This is a genomic window from Olivibacter jilunii, from assembly GCF_900607235.1.
In the GTDB taxonomy this organism is placed as follows: Bacteria; Bacteroidota; Bacteroidia; order Sphingobacteriales; family Sphingobacteriaceae; genus Olivibacter; species Olivibacter oleidegradans.
Map to the genome: position 1 here is coordinate 187,982 of NZ_LR027857.1, position 18,490 is coordinate 206,471.

Consider the following 18,490-nt stretch of genomic DNA (forward strand, 5'->3'; position numbering starts at 1 on the left):
GGGTAAGGTGGAAAGTTTAGGGTGTAGGGTTAGGGTTGATACTGCCCTGCACCTCATGCCCTTACCTTATACCTCACACCTAATGCCTTACACCTCGCTAAAACTTCTCCTTCATTGTTTTTTCAAGGGCAAACATTTCATCGCGAAGTTTGGCTGCCTGTAAAAAGTCCATATCCTTCGCTGCCCGTTCCATGTCTCTTTTTGCAGTATCGATTGCCTTCTGCAGTTGTGCTTTACTCATATACTGCACCACCGGGTCAGCCGCTACACTGCTGGCAGGATCCGGATCGACATAGGCCTTCGCCGCTCCTCCTTTAAAATCGGCAACCGATGTCTGTTCCATAATGGCTTCTCTTGACTTGCCGACCGTACGAGGCACAATACCATGCTCCTCATTATATTTAATTTGCTTCTCTCTTCTTCTATTGGTTTCATCGATCGTTGCCCGCATACTATCAGTGATACTATCGGCATACATAATGACACGTCCCCGGTCGTTTCTCGCCGCTCGGCCAATCGTTTGTATTAGCGATGTTTGTGAACGTAAGAAACCTTCTTTATCGGCGTCTAAAATTGCCACTAAAGTTACTTCGGGCAAATCCAGTCCTTCACGCAGCAAGTTTATTCCCACTAACACGTCAAATTCACCCAAACGAAGTCCACGAAGGATCTCCACCCGTTCCAACGTTTTTATTTCGGAGTGAATATAACGTACTTTTATTCCTAATCGGCTCATATATTTTGTAAGCTCCTCCGACATTCTTTTTGTGAGTGTAGTTACCAAAACCCTTCCTCCTTCTTTGGTTACCTTATCTACCTCATCGAGTAAATCATCAACCTGATTAACTACCGGTCGAATTTCAATGGTTGGATCCAACAAACCTGTCGGCCTAATCACTTGCTCTACCACTACCCCTTCCGTTTTTTGCAGTTCATAATCACCGGGCGTAGCGCTCACATAAATGGTTTGCGGCGCCATTGATTCGAATTCCTGAAAATTCAGCGGTCGGTTATCGAGCGCCGCCGGTAAGCGAAAACCGTATTCTACAAGTGATATCTTTCGAGAGCGGTCGCCACCGTACATAGCCCGTATTTGGGGGACCGTCACATGACTTTCATCAATTACCATTAAATAATCGTCGGGAAAGTAATCTAACAGGCAGAAGGGGCGCATACCAGGTTGTCTGCCATCAAAAAAGCGTGAATAATTTTCGATACCGCTACAATAACCTAACTCGCGCATCATCTCCAAATCATAATTTACACGCTCTTCCAAACGTTTTGCTTCGAGCATCCGACCATCCTTCACGAGTTGTTCCTTTCGTTGTACTAGTTCATCTTGTATAGCCCATAGGGATTGTGTAAATTTTTCTTTAGGCGTCACAAAAAGGTTAGCAGGAAATAGCGCTAACGTCTCCATCTTATCTAACGTTTTTCCCGATACAGGATCAATGACGCTCAGTTCTTCAATTTCATCTCCGAAGAAAGTAATTCGATAGGCGTCATCCATATAAGCCGGAAAAACATCCACTGTATCACCCTTCACTCTAAAAGTTCCCCGTTTAAAATCAGCGGTTGTTCTTGCGTATAGAATCTCCACCAAACGATGTAAAAAGGCATTTCGGCTGATGGTGGTACCAACGCCGAAGCGAAATACGGAACGTGAAAAATCTTCAGGGTTTCCCATACCGTAGATACAAGAGATTGACGAAACGACAACGATGTCTCTTCGTCCTGACATCAAGGCTGATGTTGTGCGTAAACGTAATTTTTCAATCTCATCGTTAATCTGTAAATCTTTTTCTATATAGGTATTGGAGTGAGCAATATAGGCTTCTGGCTGATAATAATCGTAGTAAGAAACGAAATAGTTTACCGCATTTTCGGGAAAGAACTGCTTCATTTCGCCATAAAGCTGCGCTGCCAAAGTTTTATTATGGCTTAATATAAGGGTTGGCCGTTGTGTTTGCGCAATCACATTGGCAATGGTAAAAGTTTTACCCGAACCGGTGACGCCTAATAGTGTTTGATAATGTTCCCCGGCTTCTACTCCTTCAACCAATTGTCGAATGGCCTCGGGCTGATCACCTGTAGGAACGTATTCAGAGGATATTGTAAATTTCATCTATTATTTTCTTTAATTGCCAATGAGAGCTCGAGTCACTAATAATTACCTTGTGTGTCAATATTATTTATATCTCGGCTTCATTGAGTGATTTATTTAATGGCCGTGGAGATTACGCTTATACAAAACTTTTTGCGTCTGTAATGCTCCAATGCTTTTTATTAATGTTCCGTTGCTTATTCAATTTACGTTATTAAAGGCGTAAATGATACTTATTTGGACCGCTAACGAATTCTGTTATCGTTATGGTAAACAAAGATACGAAAAAGCTGTTTGATTGTTAATTACTAAGTGCGTACAAACCAACACCAAATTGTCTGAACACATGGCCTTTATTCTAAGTAAAGAAAACAGCATTGCGAATCATTTCATTGCTGAAATGCGTGATCTCACTATCCAACAGGACCGAATGCGCTTTCGTCGCAACATGGAGCGTTTGGGCGAAATCTTTGCTTATGAAATAAGCAAAAAATTAGCGTTCAGGGCAGCCGAGGTAGAAACGCCGCTAGGTACCGCTGAAACGTCCTTATTGGTAGCGCAACCTGTACTGATTACGATTGTCCGTGCCGGGCTTCCTTTGCATGAAGGCCTTTTAAATTTTTTCGATCGTGCAGATTGTGGATTTATTGGCGCATACAGAAAAACAAAAAAAAGCGGTGCCTTCGAAATCGAGCGTAAGTATTTAACCTCTCCTGATTTGAAAGGTCGGACAGTTATTGTGATCGATCCAATGATTGCTACGGGTAGCAGCATGGTATTAAGCTGTCAAGAGCTGCTAGCGACCTATGACATCAAAGAATTGCATATTGTTGCCGCAATTGCGAGTGAAGAGGGCGTTGAGCATATTAAAGCTTATTTGCCCAAAGCCCATCTTTGGATTGGCGTAGTAGATAGCGAAATGACCAGCAAGGCTTACATTGTCCCCGGGCTTGGGGATGCCGGTGATTTAGCTTATGGGGAGAAAAGGTAAATAGTTAAGTAGTTGAATCGTTAAGTAGTTAAGTAGTTGATTAGCCAATGTGATGATTAGCCGACATGATTATGAGAAGCAGCGTGACCGAAAGCTGATAGCTGACTGCTGATGGCTAAAAGCTGAAATAATTAGCCAATGTGATGATAGCCGACATGATTAGAGAGGCCAGCGTGGCCGAAAGCCGATAGCTGACTGCTGATGGCTAAAAGCTGAAATAATTAGCCAATGTGATGATTAGCCGACATGAGTAGAGAGGCCAGCGCGACCGAAAGCTGATAGCTGACTGCTGATGGCTAAAAGCTGAAATAATTAGCCAATGTCATGATAGCTGACATGATTAGAGAGGACAGCGTGACCGAAAGCTGATAGCTGACGGCTAAAAGCTGAAATAATTAGCCAATGTGATGATTAGCCGACATGAGTAGAGAGGCCACCGTGGCCGAAAGCCGATAGCTGACTGCTGATGGCTAAAAGCTGAAATAATTAGCCAATGTCATGATAGCCGACATGATTATGAGAGGACAGCGTGACCGAAAGCTGATAGCTGACTGCTGACGGCTAAAAGCTGAAATAATTAGCCAATGTGATGATTAGCCGACATGAGTTGAGAGACCAGCGCGACCGAAAGCTGATAGCTGACTGCTGATGGCTAAAAGCTGAAATAATTAGCCAATGTGATAATGGTTATAACAACTTATGACTAGTATAGCTATCTTTGTAGTATGTACACAGGTAAGAGGCATCTTTTTTTTGATTTGGACCATACTTTATGGGATTTCGACAAAAATGCAGAGGAAACACTAAACGAACTTTTTATTTCTTATAAGTTTGTTGACCTCGGGATTTCATCAGCAGATCTATTTATAGAAACTTATACCCGTAATAATCAAAGGGTGTGGGCTCTATACCATAATGGAAAGATTGATAAAACAGAATTACGAAGGGCGAGATTTGCGGACACTTTTCAAGAATTGGGTTTATCGCCTACACTTTTTCCGAGCTCCTTTGAGACTGACTATCTTCGTTTATGTCCGCATAAAACGAACTTATTTCCGGGAGTGCATGAAACACTGAGCTACTTAAAAGAGAAATACGTTTTACATTTAATTTCAAATGGCTTTAAAGATGCTGCAGAAATAAAGGTTATAAAAACAGACATCAAAAAGTACTTTTCGCAAATAATCATCTCTGAAGACGTGGGCGTACATAAACCACATCCCGACATATACCATTACTCCTTAACTGCCGCCAAGGCATCAAAGGAAGAGAGTGTTATGATAGGCGACAGCATTGAGGCCGATATCCGAGGGGCACAGGCCTTCGGGCTAGATGCCATTTACTTTAATCCGAACGGGCTTGAAGAACCCATTGATGTTAAACGTAGTATCAGCGCCTTAACCGAACTGAAGCTATTATTTTAGCATATCGGCTGCGCCGTAAATCGCCGCCATCTCTCCGAGGGCTGCTATTTCGATTGGAAAAGTAAAACCTCTATTACTCAATAATTTGTGGGTATGTTCCAAAAAAAGGCCATGTGCCTTGCTAATATTGCCGCCTAAGACTAAACCTTCCGGCGATTTAATGAGTAGATAGTCGGCAATGAACACGCCTAATGTTTCGCCGAACTCACGAAAAACGCCCCTAGCAACATCATCGGTGGGAACGAGCTCGCACAAAGCCTTCACACTTTCTATATGCTGCCCACTCCGCTGGCAATACGTATCCTTTAGCCATCGCCCGGCGAGGTAGTCCTCCGCAATCCCTTCTCGAAAAGGAGCACACCAAAGATCACCATCCTCTGCATGTCCATTCAAAAACAAAGCACTCCCCAGCCCCGTACCTAATGTTAAGCCTACAGCTTTTTTGAAGGCAGCTCCGGCACCGGCAAACATCTCACCCTGTAGAAAACTAGCAGCATCATTTATAAACTTTATTTGCAAAGGATCGATCCCTAATTGGTTGGCCAATAAATTTCGCACATTGACTTGGTATAGGGCTTCATACTTATTCTGTCCCCTCATTAAGCTAACGCCCTGATCATAATCAAAGGGACCGGGAATGGCAATCCCCACTGCAAGCTTCTCAAAACCACCTTTTTGCAATGAGGCTTTAATACAATCAGTCCAAGCACTAATAATTCCGGAAACTGTATCGTGTGAATTTACTGAGCGCCGTTCGAAGCTATCATTGACTAGTGATTTGCTTTCCAGGTTGACCAATGCTGTTGAGATATGTGATCCTCCGATGTCACAACCTACTACAATTTTATTACTCATTAACGTGTTTATAATTTTTAATGGAACGTGAGGCAAATATAATTAAAGCGTTTTAGCAAAAAAATAAAGCTGCAAAATATTATATATTTTTTTTAAGAAAATGTCATTTCGACAGCAATTATAGTTGATTTGACTAACAGACGAGTATCATCGCTTACGAATTAGGGATATCTAAAGCTTGCGTTGAGATTTGAACTATTCATTGTCAACATTTTATAACGCTTCAGTGCCTGTATATAATAATAATCAGCATAAGGCAATGGCACATCCACTTCAGCCATAACGGGAATATAGCCTGCGCCATGCATTAAGATAAAACCGCCATTAGCTCCCAAAAGCGCAGTATATTCGGGAGATGCCAAGGTTTCGAGCATTGCTTCACCGGCTTTGAAGTATGTTTTACCGTTGTTGGTACTATAGCCACTTAACTCCAAAAAAGCGGCCGACATAATTGCTGCGGCAGAGGCATCTCTATAAGTATTAGGAATATCCGGGGCATTAAAATCCCAATATGGCACTTTATCTTTTGGTAAGTTTGGCTCATTCAGGATGTACTCTGCAATATGTTCGGCATAGTTCAAATAGGTTGGATTGCTTGTTTCCCTATAGAGTACGGTAAAACCATATAATGCCCAAGCCTGCCCCCTTGCCCAGCAAGACTCGTCGTTGTAGCCCTGCGCATTGCGTTTATGTTTAACCTTCCCGGTTTTGGTATCAAAAGTCACAATCTGACAGGTGCTGTAATCGGGCCGTATATGATTTTTCCAAATCGTCTCGGCCTCGTTGCATGCAGCTTTATAATAAGCGGAATCACCGGTAGCATGCGTAGCCCAGAACAGCAGTTCCAGATTCATGAGATGATCGATGACAACAACAAATTCTTTATCATTTTGTCTAGTATCCCAAGAACGAATGGCTTTCACTTTAGCGTTATATCTTTTCATCAGCGTTTTGGCACTGGCTACAAGTGTTTTTTGATAAGATACCTGTGGATCTATTTTCATCGCTGTACCGAAACTATTGTACATGATGGCCCCGAGGTCAGCCAATTTATCATTTGTCTGCTGTTTAGCTAAGAGCTTTAACGTTCGCCGCGCTTCTTTGAGTAAGACACTATCATTAGTTTCTTCAAAAAGGGCCCACAATGTTCCGGGATAAAAACCACTTGTCCACCAATCTGAACCGCTCGTTTCGAGGAAATTATTTGCCTTAACGTAAGTTTTTGGCAATTTATCTTCCGGCAACTCTTCCATGAGTAGCTTGTACTGTGTACTTGCATGTTTGAAGCGTTGTTCAATTGTTTCCGTGAGTGATTTATTCCCCTTTGTCGCGACTTGCTTACCGGTAGAGCAGCCGCCGATCGCAAGAAGAAATAGCAGTAGTTGTAAAAGGTTTCTTTTGATTAATTTTCTTATCATGCTTGAACTCTGTACCGAAATCCCGGATATAAAAAAGTGCAACCCTATGATGGGTTACACTTTTCTTATAACGTCGTCTTATGCTTTTTGTTGTATGGTTGATTAATCTTCGTTGCAATCATAAAAAAAGATTTTATTAATCAATTTCTTATCAAATATTTGCTCTTTTATCTTTGAAAGAAAAGAGCAGATAGATTCACTGATGGACCTCTTACCAGGTGTTGCAAGGGAATAGATAAACCGAAGCACCTTGCCAATAATCAAGCGGAGATGTATAAAAAAATTCTTTTACCGCCCCATCCAACCACCATCTACGGTCAAAATCGTACCATGAACATAGTCGGCCGCTTTAGAGGCCAGAAATACAGTCGGTCCCTTAAAATCATCGGGGTCACCCCACCTTCCTGCGGGGATTCGCGCCAGAATAGATTGGCTTCTTTCTTCATCAGCCCGAAGTGCTGATGTATTATCCGTTGCGATATAACCGGGTGCTATCGCGTTGACATTGACGCCACTACCGGCCCATTCATTAGCAAAAGCTTTGGTCAATTGTCCGACAGCACCTTTTGACGCTGCGTAACCGGGCACGTTAATTCCTCCCTGAAAAGTCAGAAGCGAGGCTGTAAATATAATTTTTCCGCTTCCTCTTTGGACCATATCCTTTCCGAATTCACGTGTAATAATAAACTGGGCAGTTTGATTAATGGCTATAATTTCGTCCCAGTATTCATCGGGATGCTCTGCGGCCGGTTTTCTAAGGATATTACCTGCATTGTTCACAAGGATGTCAATACTTTCGTGATCAGCTTTAACCTTCGCTATGAATTGATAAATGGCATTCCGATTTGAAAAATCACACTGATAGGCATAAAATTTACGACCCAGGGCTGTCACCTCTTTTGCGACCGTACTGTCGGATAATTCAAGGGTCGCCGATACACCGATAATGTCTGCACCGGCTTCCGCCAATGCTATAGCCATTGCCTTACCGATCCCCCTTTTGCAGCCTGAAACCAAGGCAAGTTTCCCTTTAAGATCAAATTTATTGAGTATAGACATATTTTTATTTTATTGAAATGCTTAACGGATTATTTACTTTTTCTTTATAGGATGTTAAATATTGTTCCCATTCATTCGCATTGTGAATCTTTCCTGCCTTATCCCAAGCGCCGCCGTTGTAATAAACCAAAGGTTGGTCGGCAATCGCACTAAAATGTGCCAGCAATTGACCTTCATTTTCGGTGATTTCAGGTAGATCCGTTTGCCCGAGCACCGCTATGCCCAAGGTTCCATCTTCGCCATGAGGAGGTTCCCAATAGGCTGCGATACCTTTGCTCAGGTTTTTTATAATCTTCCCCCCTTCTTCCTGACGAAGCACTATACCTGCCACTAGCGGAAGCTTCCCACCGCCCTCGAAATGATAAAGTAGCTCCACTCTATTCAATTGTGAACCAGCATCTAAGGTAATTGTTTTAGTAAGAGACACGACACGATCGTTCACTTGCCAAGGTTCATAACTTAGCCGAAAGGTAGTGCGCAACGGGCCGTTGTCCAGCACTTCATGCTTACGGTAATGCTTTGAATAAATTATTTTATCGGCTGCATAGGGAGCTATATCACCGGCACCTAAGGTCATACCAACGGAATAATAATCCAATCCACCGCCATGATCTTTATGGTAGTCGCCGGTTTTATACCACTCATCGACAACTAATTTTTCCGTTCGCTTCGCCCAAATATCAAGCCCCTGTGCATCATCCGGCCTTCCTTCTAAGGCTTTACCATACATCCGGAAAGCGATTCTGTCATTTTCCCACGCGAAATCATCGTATCGTTCCGGTACGTAGCGGGCAAATGTCTTTGCCGTGACCGCGGCGGGCTCCCCCGACACGGCATGGAGTCTGACTTCACTGTTTGCAGGGATCGCTATCCAGATCAACACATTTACAATACTATCGCTGCCCTTTTTCTCCAACTGATAAGCATATTCCTTGCCTTTCTCATCAACCAGTTTGAAGCGTTTAGGTGCAGAATGGATATTGTATACCTTTAAAAATTCCCGGTAAGGGATGCTGGCCAATTCCTCACGATCAACTGCTAAAGTGTTAGCTATTACCAGCTGTTTTCCTACTTTATCTTTATTATTACAGGAAAGTAGGCCGACCATCATTATAACAAACGCCAGCCATTTATTTTTCTTGTCCATCTTTAATCGGATAACCTGCATGTACTACCTAAGTTCTGTAATGGCACATCCATCCATATCTCCATAATCCATATTTTCGCCCGCCATTCCCCATATAAAGGTGTAATTAGATGTAGCTGCTCCGGCATGTACCGACCAAGGTGGTGATATGACGGCCTGTTCATTCTGCATCCATATATGTCTGGTTTCTTGCGGTTGTCCCATAAAATGGCAAACCGCCTGACCTTGTGGGACCTCGAAATAACAATACACTTCCATACGTCTATCGTGCGTATGTGCAGGCATTGTATTCCAAACACTACCGGTTTTAAGCTCGGTCATTCCCATTTGAAGTTGACATGTCTCCACCACACTTGACACCAATAATTTATTTATAACTCGATGGTTCGCTGTTTCCAAACTTCCCAATTCGACTATTTCGGCATCCGCCTTCGTCACTTTCTTGGTAGGATAGGCATGATGTGCCGGAGCCGAGTTTATGTAGAATTTAGCCGGGTTATTTTGGTCTTTACTAGCAAAAATCACCTCCTTCTTTCCTTTTCCAATATACAATGCCTCCTTGAAGCCAATATCAAATGATTCACCATCTACTTTAACAATACCGGCACCACCTATATTAATTAATCCAAGTTCTCTCCGTTCCAAAAAGTAAGGTGCTTTCAATGGATCGATGGTTTCTAAAACTACCTCCTGTGCAATAGGCATGACACCGCCAGCAATATATCGGTCGTAATGGGTATATACCAACGTGATTTTGTTTTCTTCAAATAATCTTTCAATTAAGAAATTACTTCTCAAGGCCTCCGTGTCCATGCCTTTCGTTTCGGTTGGACTCGAAGCATAACGGGTTTCATACGTAGTGCTCATTATTTCAGTTTTTATTTTTTTACTAACTAATTGGCGTTTTATTGGGCTAATATAAAAGAAAGTCAGGAAAGGCGCAAACGTTTACATTGGTTAATATGGTCAAGTAGCTTAGCATATATGCAGTGGTCTAGTTGATTGGAGTAATCCGTTTGATGTTTTATTCTTTCACGTACAGTTTTAACACACGTATGGCATTATCATATGGATCTTTTTCAGGTAATGAAATCGTAACTCCCTTGTTTCCATCACTCTTTACATTTCTCATCTCTCCCGTTTCTACCAATTGACAGTTCTGAATCTTATCTTTAGCTATAGCAAGCTTTAAGGTGTTATCAGGAAGTTCATCCAGTATATGCGCATAGATAATTTGGCCACCTTCTATTCTCTTTTGAGTAAGAACGACTCCCTTGTTTGTTGGTACGTCACGAAGCGGTTGCGTGGCATATACTGCTTCACCGTGAGTAAGCATCCATGCCCCCATTTCCCGTAACCGTCTAATGGCCGGAGGCGGAAGCGTACCGTCCGGTTTAGGGCCAATATTAAGTAAATAATTTCCTCCCTTACTTGCATTACTTACCAAGTAACGTAACATTTGTCCGGATGATTTCCAGTTAAAATCCTTACTATGCCATGCCCAGGTATGATTCATGGTTGCAGGCGTTTGCCACGGTTTATCGAGCAATTGTTTGGGATAGGCATTATCCATCATCTCCAAAAAATCGATCTCGTTTCCGGGGTCATGCATGGCTATACGTCCATTGATCAAACATTTACTGCTTAATTTTCGAACTAAATGAATCAGCTCATCTCTTCGGGCAGGTGTAATCAATTCCTTCGCCTCCTCGTCCCAAGTATCAAACCACAATAAATCAGGGTCATAGCGTTCGATTAATTCCTGAACTTGCGGCAGGCTCTTCTCTTTCCAATATTTTTCGAAATCACGGCTTTTTCTTGCGGGTTTCCAGTAAGGAATAGCGCCATTGGGATGTTCCCAATCCTGCCAATGCGAATAGTAAAAGCCATATTTCAAACCGTATTTTTTACAGGCATCTACAAGCTCTCCTAAAATATCCCGGCCCCTGAGCGGTGTAGCCGCTATATCGTAATTTGAGACATTTGAGTCCCATAATGCAAACCCATCATGGTGCTTGGCAGTTATCACAAAATACTTCATCCCTGCGTTCTTCGCTTCCTTAATCCATTCATCTGCATTGAAACGACTTGGGTTAAATTTTTCGACTAAGGCTTGGTATTCGTTATTGGGAATCTCTAAACGTTGCTGTATCCATTCGGCATACCAGCTTTTTCCGTTTGCAAGTGCTGTATCCGGCATTGTTCTTCCATTGTAGGTACCACCCAATATGCTGTAAAGCCCCCAATGGACAAACATACCGAACCTTGCTTCTTTAAACCAGCTAATTTTCTCGACTTCTTTTCTCGATACCTCTTGCGCAATCACTGAGTAATAAAGGCCAAGTAAGACGAGTATCATACTGAAAAATCGTTTCATCCTTATTAATTTTAACTTACACCATCTCCTAATAACTCACCTGAATTTGGCATGCTCTATAAATACCAATCTTTATAACGTTTAAGCGCTTCCAAAAAATAATAATCTGCATAAATAATTGGTCTATCGATCTCAGAATTTAATGGAAAGGCGCCCGTGCTATGCTGCAGAAGAAAACCACCATTTTCGCCAAATTTAGATCGGTAAGTATCACTTGCTAAAGAACGCAACATCTGCTCTGCACTTTTCAAATACAAGCGTTTTTTATCCCCCTCTACATATTGCCCGAGTTCCAACAATGCGGAAGCTATAAGTGCACCGGCAGAGGCATCTCGTTCAGCATAAGGCATGAAAGGCGCATCGAAGTCCCAGTAGGGGATTTTGTCTTCCGGAAGATTGGGATGATTCAAGATAAAGGCGGCAATGCCTTCTGCTTGTTTCAAATAGGCTTCATTTTTCGTATCTCTGTACATGAGTGTATACCCATAAAGCGCCCAGCCTTGCCCCCTTGCCCAAGCAGAACTATTAGCAGCACCTTGCCAGGTAGCTTTTCTGCGTACCGTTCCATTGTTTGGGTTATAATCAATTACATGAAAGGAACTGAAATCGGGACGGAAATGATTCTTAAGCGTTGTGTTCGCATGTGTGATCGCGATTTCTTTATATCGCTTATCGCCTCCATGATCGCTTACCCAGTTCAGCATTTCGAGGTTCATCATGTTATCAATGATCACGGGACAGTCCCAGAACTTATTTTTATTCCATGATTGAATCGCTTGAATTTCGGGTCTATAACGCGTTGCTAAAGAGGCAGCCGATTGAAACAGAATATCCTTATAGGCATTGTCACGCGTGATACGATAGGCATTTCCGAAGCTACAAAACATCATGAACCCCAGATCATGGTTGCCGGTAAAAGTTTTATTCGGTTCAATCAATTTTAGCGTTCGCAAAGCCTCTTGATGGATAGTTTCATCTTTTGTTTGCTCATAAATCAACCATAATGATCCCGGATAAAAACCGCTGCACCACCATTGAATGTCGCGCGCGTCGATTTTGCCTGTTTTCGGATCCCAATTTTGAGGCAACTTTTCAGATGGTATATTATTGGCGAGCACTTTATATTGTGCTCTTGCAAAATCAAAGTTTGCTTGAATCAGTTCTTTCATGCTTTTAGTTTGCGCGAAAGACTGTATACCTGATAGCATGATGCTTATAAGTATAAAAACCGGCTTGATTATTTTGGCCATCGTTATATTGGTTAAGTGTTTGGATTATGACGGCCAAAATAGTAGAAATAAGTAGTAATTGCAATCGATTACATTACACAATCGTTTGCATAAATTTCACGTTGTCATTCGCCTCACCAATGTTACGGGAACGATTTCTCGCGTATCATTTATAGCCCTTAGGGATTTATCCTTTAACAAGTTCAGCAATTTTTGGGCAACCCGATTTGCCATTTCAACAGGATGCTGGTCGATTGTTGTTATCGGTGGCGAAATAATAGACGCTCTCGGATCGTTTGAATAACCGACAATCTTCAGTTCATCAGGAATTTTTATCCCTTGTTCCCGAGCAAACTCGACAGCCGCTAAAGCGGTTGTGTCGTTTGATGCAAAAATGCCGTCAGGTCGCTCCTTACCGACAAATATCTGCCTTAGGCTATTCCACGCATTTTCCGCCGTAAGTTCTTGATAGAAACACCATTTCCTTTCAAGTTTTATTTTCGCTTTGTCTAAAGCATGTTGAAAACCTTCCGTTCGTTCCTTATAGATACTACATGACAACGGTCCCGAGATATAAGCAATTTTTGAACAGCCGGTTTCTATCAGATGATTGCCGGCCAACAAACCACCACGATAATCGTCGCCTTTGATAATATGCGCTGCATAGGTTTTTGTTGGAACCCGATCGTAAAAAATTAAGGGGATGCCCTGTTTAGTGAAACCATCGAAGTGCTTATAATCCTCTGTGTACAACGCTAACGAAACGACCAAGGCGTCTACTCGTGAAGAGTATAAGGTTGCGGCCAGCTTCTGTTCGATCGATTCGGAATCATTCGACTGGCAAACCATTAAGCTATATCCCTCTTCCTGCAACCTATTCTGTAAAGCGGTAATAAAAATCGCATGGAAGTACATGGAGATTCTGGGCACAATCATTCCAATGATATTAGAGCGCTTATTTCTTAACGACGAGGCCATGCTATTGTGCCGGTAGCCTAATTCCTCTGCCTTATCCTTCACCCGTTTCCGTGTTGCTTCACTTATTCGAGGATTATCATTTAATGCTCTCGAAACGGTTGCAGCCGAAACGTTCAAGGCCTCTGCTATATCAACAATGCTAATTTCGGACTTATCCGGTTTATGTTCTCTCATAAAACCCAAACATGGAGTCTACATTTAGTTAATATTGGCCAGTACTTAATAAAACGAGCGTGCAGGCATAAACAGGTTCAATTCCATTGGTTTTCGCCAATGCAGCAAGCTCATCGTTTTCTGTACCTGGGTTAAATATAATACGTTTAGGCTTAGTTTTCATAAGATAATCATAATATTGTCCTTGCAGTTTCGGCCCAATATAAAGGGTGACGGTATGAATATCGTGTAAAGGCTCTCCGGGCGGGACAATATCTACTCCTGCTACTGCGCCCTTTTTGATTCCCACATTAACAATTTCATGGCCAGCTGCCACCAAGCGATTCGCGGCTAAATAAGCATATCGCGCCGGGTTAGTAGTAGCTCCTAATATAAGGGTTTTCATATTCTTTGTCTATTTATTTGTTATTCGTCGTTGGTTATTAGTTATTGGTTATTGGTTGTTCGTTATTGGTTGTTCGTTATTGGTATTGCTTTAGGCTTTACCACCTTGCTATAAGCAAGCATTAGGCCGCACGCCATGGGCCTCACTCCTTTAACGCTACACCCCACACCTTTTACTTCACACCTTATTCCCTATCTCCTATTCTACTAACACAATTCATGCCATCGATAGCCGCCGAAACAATTCCGCCCGCATAACCTGCTCCTTCGCCACAGGGGTATAAACCTTCGATCTCGGGGTGTTGTAAAGTATCTTTATCTCTAGGAATGCGTATCGGAGAAGAAGTTCTGGATTCGACACCAACCAACACGGCCTCATTTGTATAATAGCCTTGCATTTTTTTTCCAAAAAGTGGCAAGGCGCCTTTTAGTGCCTTATATATAAAGTTCGGAAGCAACTCTTCTAATTGAACGGATTTCAATCCAGGCTTATAAGAATTTATAGGTAAATCGGCTGACAATTTTCCTTCTACAAAGTCTATCATTCGTTGTGCGGGCGCCACCAGTTGTCCACCACCCAGGTCATATGCTTTTCGCTCGACTTGTTGCTGAAATGCGAGTAAAGCAAAAGGATTTGTGTGCGCCCCTGCAACGTCTTCCAAGTTCACCTGAACAACTGTTCCTGAATTCGCGTAGGGATTATTTCGTTTAGATGGCGACCATCCGTTCACTACAATCTCGCGCTCACCGGTAGCACAAGGTGCAATGATGCCGCCAGGACACATGCAGAAGGAAAACACGCCTCGATTGTCAATTTGCTCAACCAGGCTGTAGTAGGCCGGTGGCAGGTGCTCACTCCGTATCGAACAATGATATTGGGCTTGATCGACAATTTCCTGGGGATGTTCAATGCGCACGCCCAGAGCAAATGGTTTTGCCTCAACCAACCATTTCTTCCGTTCAAAAAGATAGAAAATATCTCTCGCCGAATGCCCTGTAGCTAAAATGACATGATTACCAACTACCTCTTCCCCATTGTGTAAAACAACGCCTTGTAATTTCTTATTCTTAACGACCATATCGACTACCTTGGAGTCGAAACGTATTTCTCCTCCAAATAAAATGATCTTTTCGCGAATAGCTTCTATAATATGTGGTAGTTTGTTCGTTCCGATATGCGGTCGAGCGTCCACAAGGATGTCCGGCGTAGCACCGTGATCGACGAGGATTTGCAGAACCTTTTGCACATCACCCCTTTTATTAGAACGTGTATACAACTTTCCATCGGAATAAGTACCCGCCCCCCCTTCACCAAAACAGTAGTTCGATTCCACGTTAACTAAACCTGCTTTGTTAATCGCCGCTAAATCACGACGCCTGTCTTTCACGGCTTTGCCCCGTTCCAAGACAACTGGTTTGAAACCTAGCTCCAAACATTGCAGGGCTGCAAATAACCCTGCCGGTCCAGCACCTATAATAATAACGGGTTGGCTTTTTGAAACGTCGTGATAATTAATTTTCGGAACGGTTAAGGTTACTGCTTCATCGATATAGACAACAAGGCGTAATCGGTAAACTACTTTTCGTCCGCGGGCATCAATTGATCTTTTTCTGATTTGAAGCGATTGGATACGTTTCGGTGTTACCTTAAGTTGTGCGGCCGCCTGTCGGAGGATGAAGTGATCGTCCGAAATATTTTCGGGATTCACCGCTAATTCGATTTCTTTTTGCATACTATATTGCCCGGTTGTTATCCAGGATATACAAAGGTAAAAAATTTTGTTGTCAGTCATTTATCTCAAGATAAATCCTCCGAGATTTGACTTTTAATGTAAAGAGGTTGTTGTTTAAATTAAAAGAACGTTTTTGTTTTTCTTTTTATTCGTTATTGTTTGTTTTAAAAAGCACTCATGCTACTTCGTGGTTTCCGCAAAAAAGAAACAGAATCTCATCGCTTGGAAGTTTGCTACAACGGTAGTGCATCAACTTGCAAGCCGCAAACTTCCTAGGTGATATTTTAGCAGAACGGAAGGCTTCTACTTTTAACCCGACTTATTAGCTTTAGCCCAGTACTATAGCCTTGTGCGCGGGAGAAGCGGCCTTGGAGGATACCGACGCAACGGGCAGCAAAGCATTTGCACCTCTGTTCATTGTGCAGTATCCAAGCGGATTGAGGAAGTGAAACGGCTCCAATATGCGCCGTTGATGCTTTGCCATCAGGTGCAAGGTAGCCTACACACGCCTTGATCTTTTGTAACTTTTGGATCAAACCAAAAGTTAAATAAAAAAGGTCAAGAAACCTTCCCGTTAAGTAAAGCTTGAATGCCTTAAAAAAACGAAAACTTAATGAAAAGAAAGAAAGAAGTTAAAATAAACGTTCTTTTAAAATCATTCCATCATGAAAATAATACGTATTAACCTGAGAAAGCCGGACTGACAAAACCAGTTGTTTATAATAAATGGCAGAACATTTGCTATAGCAGAATAAGTTCCGGAGATAATATCAACGGAGGTTACTTGTAGACGGCTAATTTGTATTTGTATTCGTGAATAACAAGCATTTTACATAAGTTTGTTAAGCAGGTAAAAATGATCAACATTAAAAGAAAAGACAATGATTAAAAGATTTATTTTTGGTTTAGTTGGCTTGATTGCCACCTTATCGCTGAGCTCATGTGGCTACAATAGTATGGTTAAATTGGATGAGAATGTTCAATCCAAATGGGCTGAGGTGGAGAATGCCTATCAACGTCGCGCCGACCTGATTCCGAATTTGGTGAATACCGTAAAAGGTGCTGCCAATTTCGAACAGCAAACATTAACAAGTGTAGTGGAAGCGCGTGCGAAAGCGACATCCATTAATATCGATCCATCGAACCTAACACCGGAAGCCATAAAAAAATTCGAAGACGCCCAGGGCGCTCTTACAGGATCATTAAGTCGTTTAATGGCTGTAGCGGAAAACTATCCTGAGCTAAAAGCCACTGAAAGTTTTCAGGGTTTACAGGCTCAACTAGAAGGAACAGAAAACAGGATTGCCGTTGCGCGTCGTGGCTTTAATGAAGCGACACAACAATACAACTCGACAATCCGCTCTTTCCCGAATAATTTGATGGCTGGTATCTTTGGCTTCAAAGCAAAGGGCTATTTCACCTCTCAAGCCGGTGCGGACAAAGCGCCTGAAGTGAAATTTTAAACGATAATGTACCACACGGAAGGCTCGCCTGAGGGCAAGCCTTTCACACTTTAACCTTCGGAAAGAGATGAATATTTTCAATAGTGAAGAACAAGAACACATTGCACATGCGATTGGTTTAGCGGAGGCAAATACCTCCGGAGAAATCCGCATTTGTGTGGAGAAAAGATGCGATCAGGAAGTACTTTCTCGTGCAGCAGCGTGTTTTAACCAACTTGGTATGCACAAAACCAACCTGCGCAATGGTGTACTCATTTACCTTTCTGTTGACGATCATAAATTTGCCATTATAGGCGATGCCGGTATCAACAATAAAGTTGAACCTGACTTTTGGGACACTACAAAGGATAAAATGCTGGCCTATTTCAAGACTGGCAATTTAGTAGAAGGTATAATAGCGGGCATTGAATCTGCCGGAAGCAAACTTAAAGTTCTATTTCCACGTGAACATGACGATGTAAACGAACTGCCTAATGATATTGTGTTTATGAATCGTCCAAAATAAAGCAAACATGAGAGCTTACCAGACCTTGTTCTTTTCTTTTATATTCTTTTTATCAACTTTAGTAAAAGCTCAGGATTTCCCTCCCCCGTCCAGAACATTGGTGACCGACTTTACCGGTACGCTAACGGATGCTCAGCGGCAGCAGCTTGAAAGTAAGCTAGTTGCTTTTGCTGACACCTCTTCAACGCAAATAGCCGTTGTGATTATGCGTTCGGTAGGTGATTACGACATAGCCGACTATGGAGTACGACTAGCCCAGCAATGGGGTATTGGAACAAAAGGTAAAGATAATGGGATTTTGTTGCTTGTTGCCAAGGAAGACAGAAAAGTAACTATCCAAACCGGTTATGGTGTAGAGGGTGCCGTACCCGATGCCATCGCTTTTCAAATTATTCGAAATATTATTACACCTGCATTTAGGCAGGGCGACTATTTTACAGGAATTAATCGGGCTACAGATGCGCTCATCTCTTACACGAAAGGAGAGTTTAAAGCTGAACCACGTAAGAACAGAGGAGGAGGTGGAAGCGGTGGACTCATCCTAACTGTGATTATAATTGCTGTTATCATTAGTTTACTTGCCAGCAGAGGTGGGGGCAAAGGGGGCGGTGGGCAAGTCATCGGTGGCCGTGTTGCATCTGATCTATTC

General features: G+C 42.4%; 16 protein-coding genes. 5 read left to right on the forward strand and 11 right to left on the reverse strand.

Annotation, left to right across the window (positions count from 1 at the left end):
* Window positions 1–97: 97 nt before the first annotated feature.
* The gene (gene uvrB / locus E0E36_RS24430; protein WP_013664026.1) at window positions 98–2,125 is read right to left on the reverse strand and encodes an excinuclease ABC subunit UvrB; all 2,028 of its coding nucleotides are present in this window, start codon (window positions 2,123–2,125) and stop codon (window positions 98–100) included.
* Between the two features lie 325 nt (window positions 2,126–2,450).
* On the opposite strand from uvrB, the gene upp reads away from it, so the two are divergent.
* Window positions 2,451–3,095 (forward strand): uracil phosphoribosyltransferase, encoded by a 645-nt coding sequence (gene upp, locus E0E36_RS24435; RefSeq protein WP_013664027.1) that lies wholly within the window; start codon window positions 2,451–2,453, stop codon window positions 3,093–3,095.
* A gap of 725 nt (window positions 3,096–3,820) precedes the next feature.
* Window positions 3,821–4,519: a YjjG family noncanonical pyrimidine nucleotidase gene (locus E0E36_RS24440; RefSeq protein ID WP_130858136.1), complete on the forward strand. Its 699-nt coding sequence runs from the start codon at window positions 3,821–3,823 to the stop codon at window positions 4,517–4,519.
* On the opposite strand, the gene E0E36_RS24445 is transcribed toward E0E36_RS24440, so the two are convergent.
* The 10 genes from E0E36_RS24445 to E0E36_RS24490 form a co-directional block, all read right to left on the reverse strand.
* On the reverse strand, window positions 4,511–5,374 hold the full coding sequence (locus E0E36_RS24445) for an ROK family protein (protein ID WP_130858137.1): 864 nt from the start codon (window positions 5,372–5,374) through the stop codon (window positions 4,511–4,513). The two genes, E0E36_RS24440 and E0E36_RS24445, sit on opposite strands and share 9 nt — an antisense overlap.
* A 161-nt stretch (window positions 5,375–5,535) precedes the next feature.
* A complete protein-coding gene (locus E0E36_RS24450; protein WP_242627387.1) occupies window positions 5,536–6,792 on the reverse strand; it encodes a glycoside hydrolase family 88 protein in 1,257 nt (418 codons plus the stop codon).
* Window positions 6,793–7,080: 288 nt separating this feature from the next.
* Window positions 7,081–7,845 (reverse strand): SDR family oxidoreductase, encoded by a 765-nt coding sequence (locus E0E36_RS24455; protein ID WP_198140348.1) that lies wholly within the window; start codon window positions 7,843–7,845, stop codon window positions 7,081–7,083.
* Window positions 7,846–7,855: 10 nt separating this feature from the next.
* Complete coding sequence (locus E0E36_RS24460) at window positions 7,856–8,998, reverse strand: DUF4861 family protein (protein WP_165447065.1); 1,143 nt, start codon at window positions 8,996–8,998, stop codon at window positions 7,856–7,858.
* 24 nt (window positions 8,999–9,022) lie between these two features.
* On the reverse strand, window positions 9,023–9,865 hold the full coding sequence (gene kduI / locus E0E36_RS24465; RefSeq protein ID WP_013664033.1) for a 5-dehydro-4-deoxy-D-glucuronate isomerase: 843 nt from the start codon (window positions 9,863–9,865) through the stop codon (window positions 9,023–9,025).
* 157 nt (window positions 9,866–10,022) lie between these two features.
* The gene (locus E0E36_RS24470; protein WP_130858140.1) at window positions 10,023–11,375 is read right to left on the reverse strand and encodes an alpha-L-fucosidase; all 1,353 of its coding nucleotides are present in this window, start codon (window positions 11,373–11,375) and stop codon (window positions 10,023–10,025) included.
* Between the two features lie 56 nt (window positions 11,376–11,431).
* Entirely contained in the window at window positions 11,432–12,625 is a 1,194-nt protein-coding gene (locus tag E0E36_RS24475) for a glycoside hydrolase family 88 protein (protein ID WP_130858141.1), read from the reverse strand.
* 96 nt (window positions 12,626–12,721) lie between these two features.
* A complete protein-coding gene (locus tag E0E36_RS24480; RefSeq protein ID WP_130858142.1) occupies window positions 12,722–13,756 on the reverse strand; it encodes a LacI family DNA-binding transcriptional regulator in 1,035 nt (344 codons plus the stop codon).
* Between the two features lie 28 nt (window positions 13,757–13,784).
* Window positions 13,785–14,141 carry a CoA-binding protein gene (locus E0E36_RS24485; protein WP_013664037.1) on the reverse strand — a complete coding sequence of 119 codons (357 nt, stop codon included), beginning with the start codon at window positions 14,139–14,141 and terminating at the stop codon, window positions 13,785–13,787.
* A 184-nt stretch (window positions 14,142–14,325) separates the two neighbouring features.
* Window positions 14,326–15,873 (reverse strand): NAD(P)/FAD-dependent oxidoreductase, encoded by a 1,548-nt coding sequence (locus tag E0E36_RS24490; RefSeq protein WP_130858151.1) that lies wholly within the window; start codon window positions 15,871–15,873, stop codon window positions 14,326–14,328.
* A gap of 881 nt (window positions 15,874–16,754) precedes the next feature.
* Here E0E36_RS24490 and E0E36_RS24495 point away from each other — a divergent pair.
* The 3 genes from E0E36_RS24495 to E0E36_RS24505 all read left to right on the forward strand — a co-directional run.
* Complete coding sequence (locus E0E36_RS24495) at window positions 16,755–17,336, forward strand: LemA family protein (protein ID WP_013664039.1); 582 nt, start codon at window positions 16,755–16,757, stop codon at window positions 17,334–17,336.
* Window positions 17,337–17,403: 67 nt separating this feature from the next.
* Window positions 17,404–17,841, forward strand: a complete 438-nt coding sequence (locus E0E36_RS24500; protein ID WP_013664040.1) for a TPM domain-containing protein — start codon at window positions 17,404–17,406, stop codon at window positions 17,839–17,841.
* Window positions 17,842–17,848: 7 nt separating this feature from the next.
* A partial coding sequence (locus E0E36_RS24505; RefSeq protein ID WP_130858143.1) for a TPM domain-containing protein occupies window positions 17,849–18,490 on the forward strand: 642 nt, incomplete at its 3' end.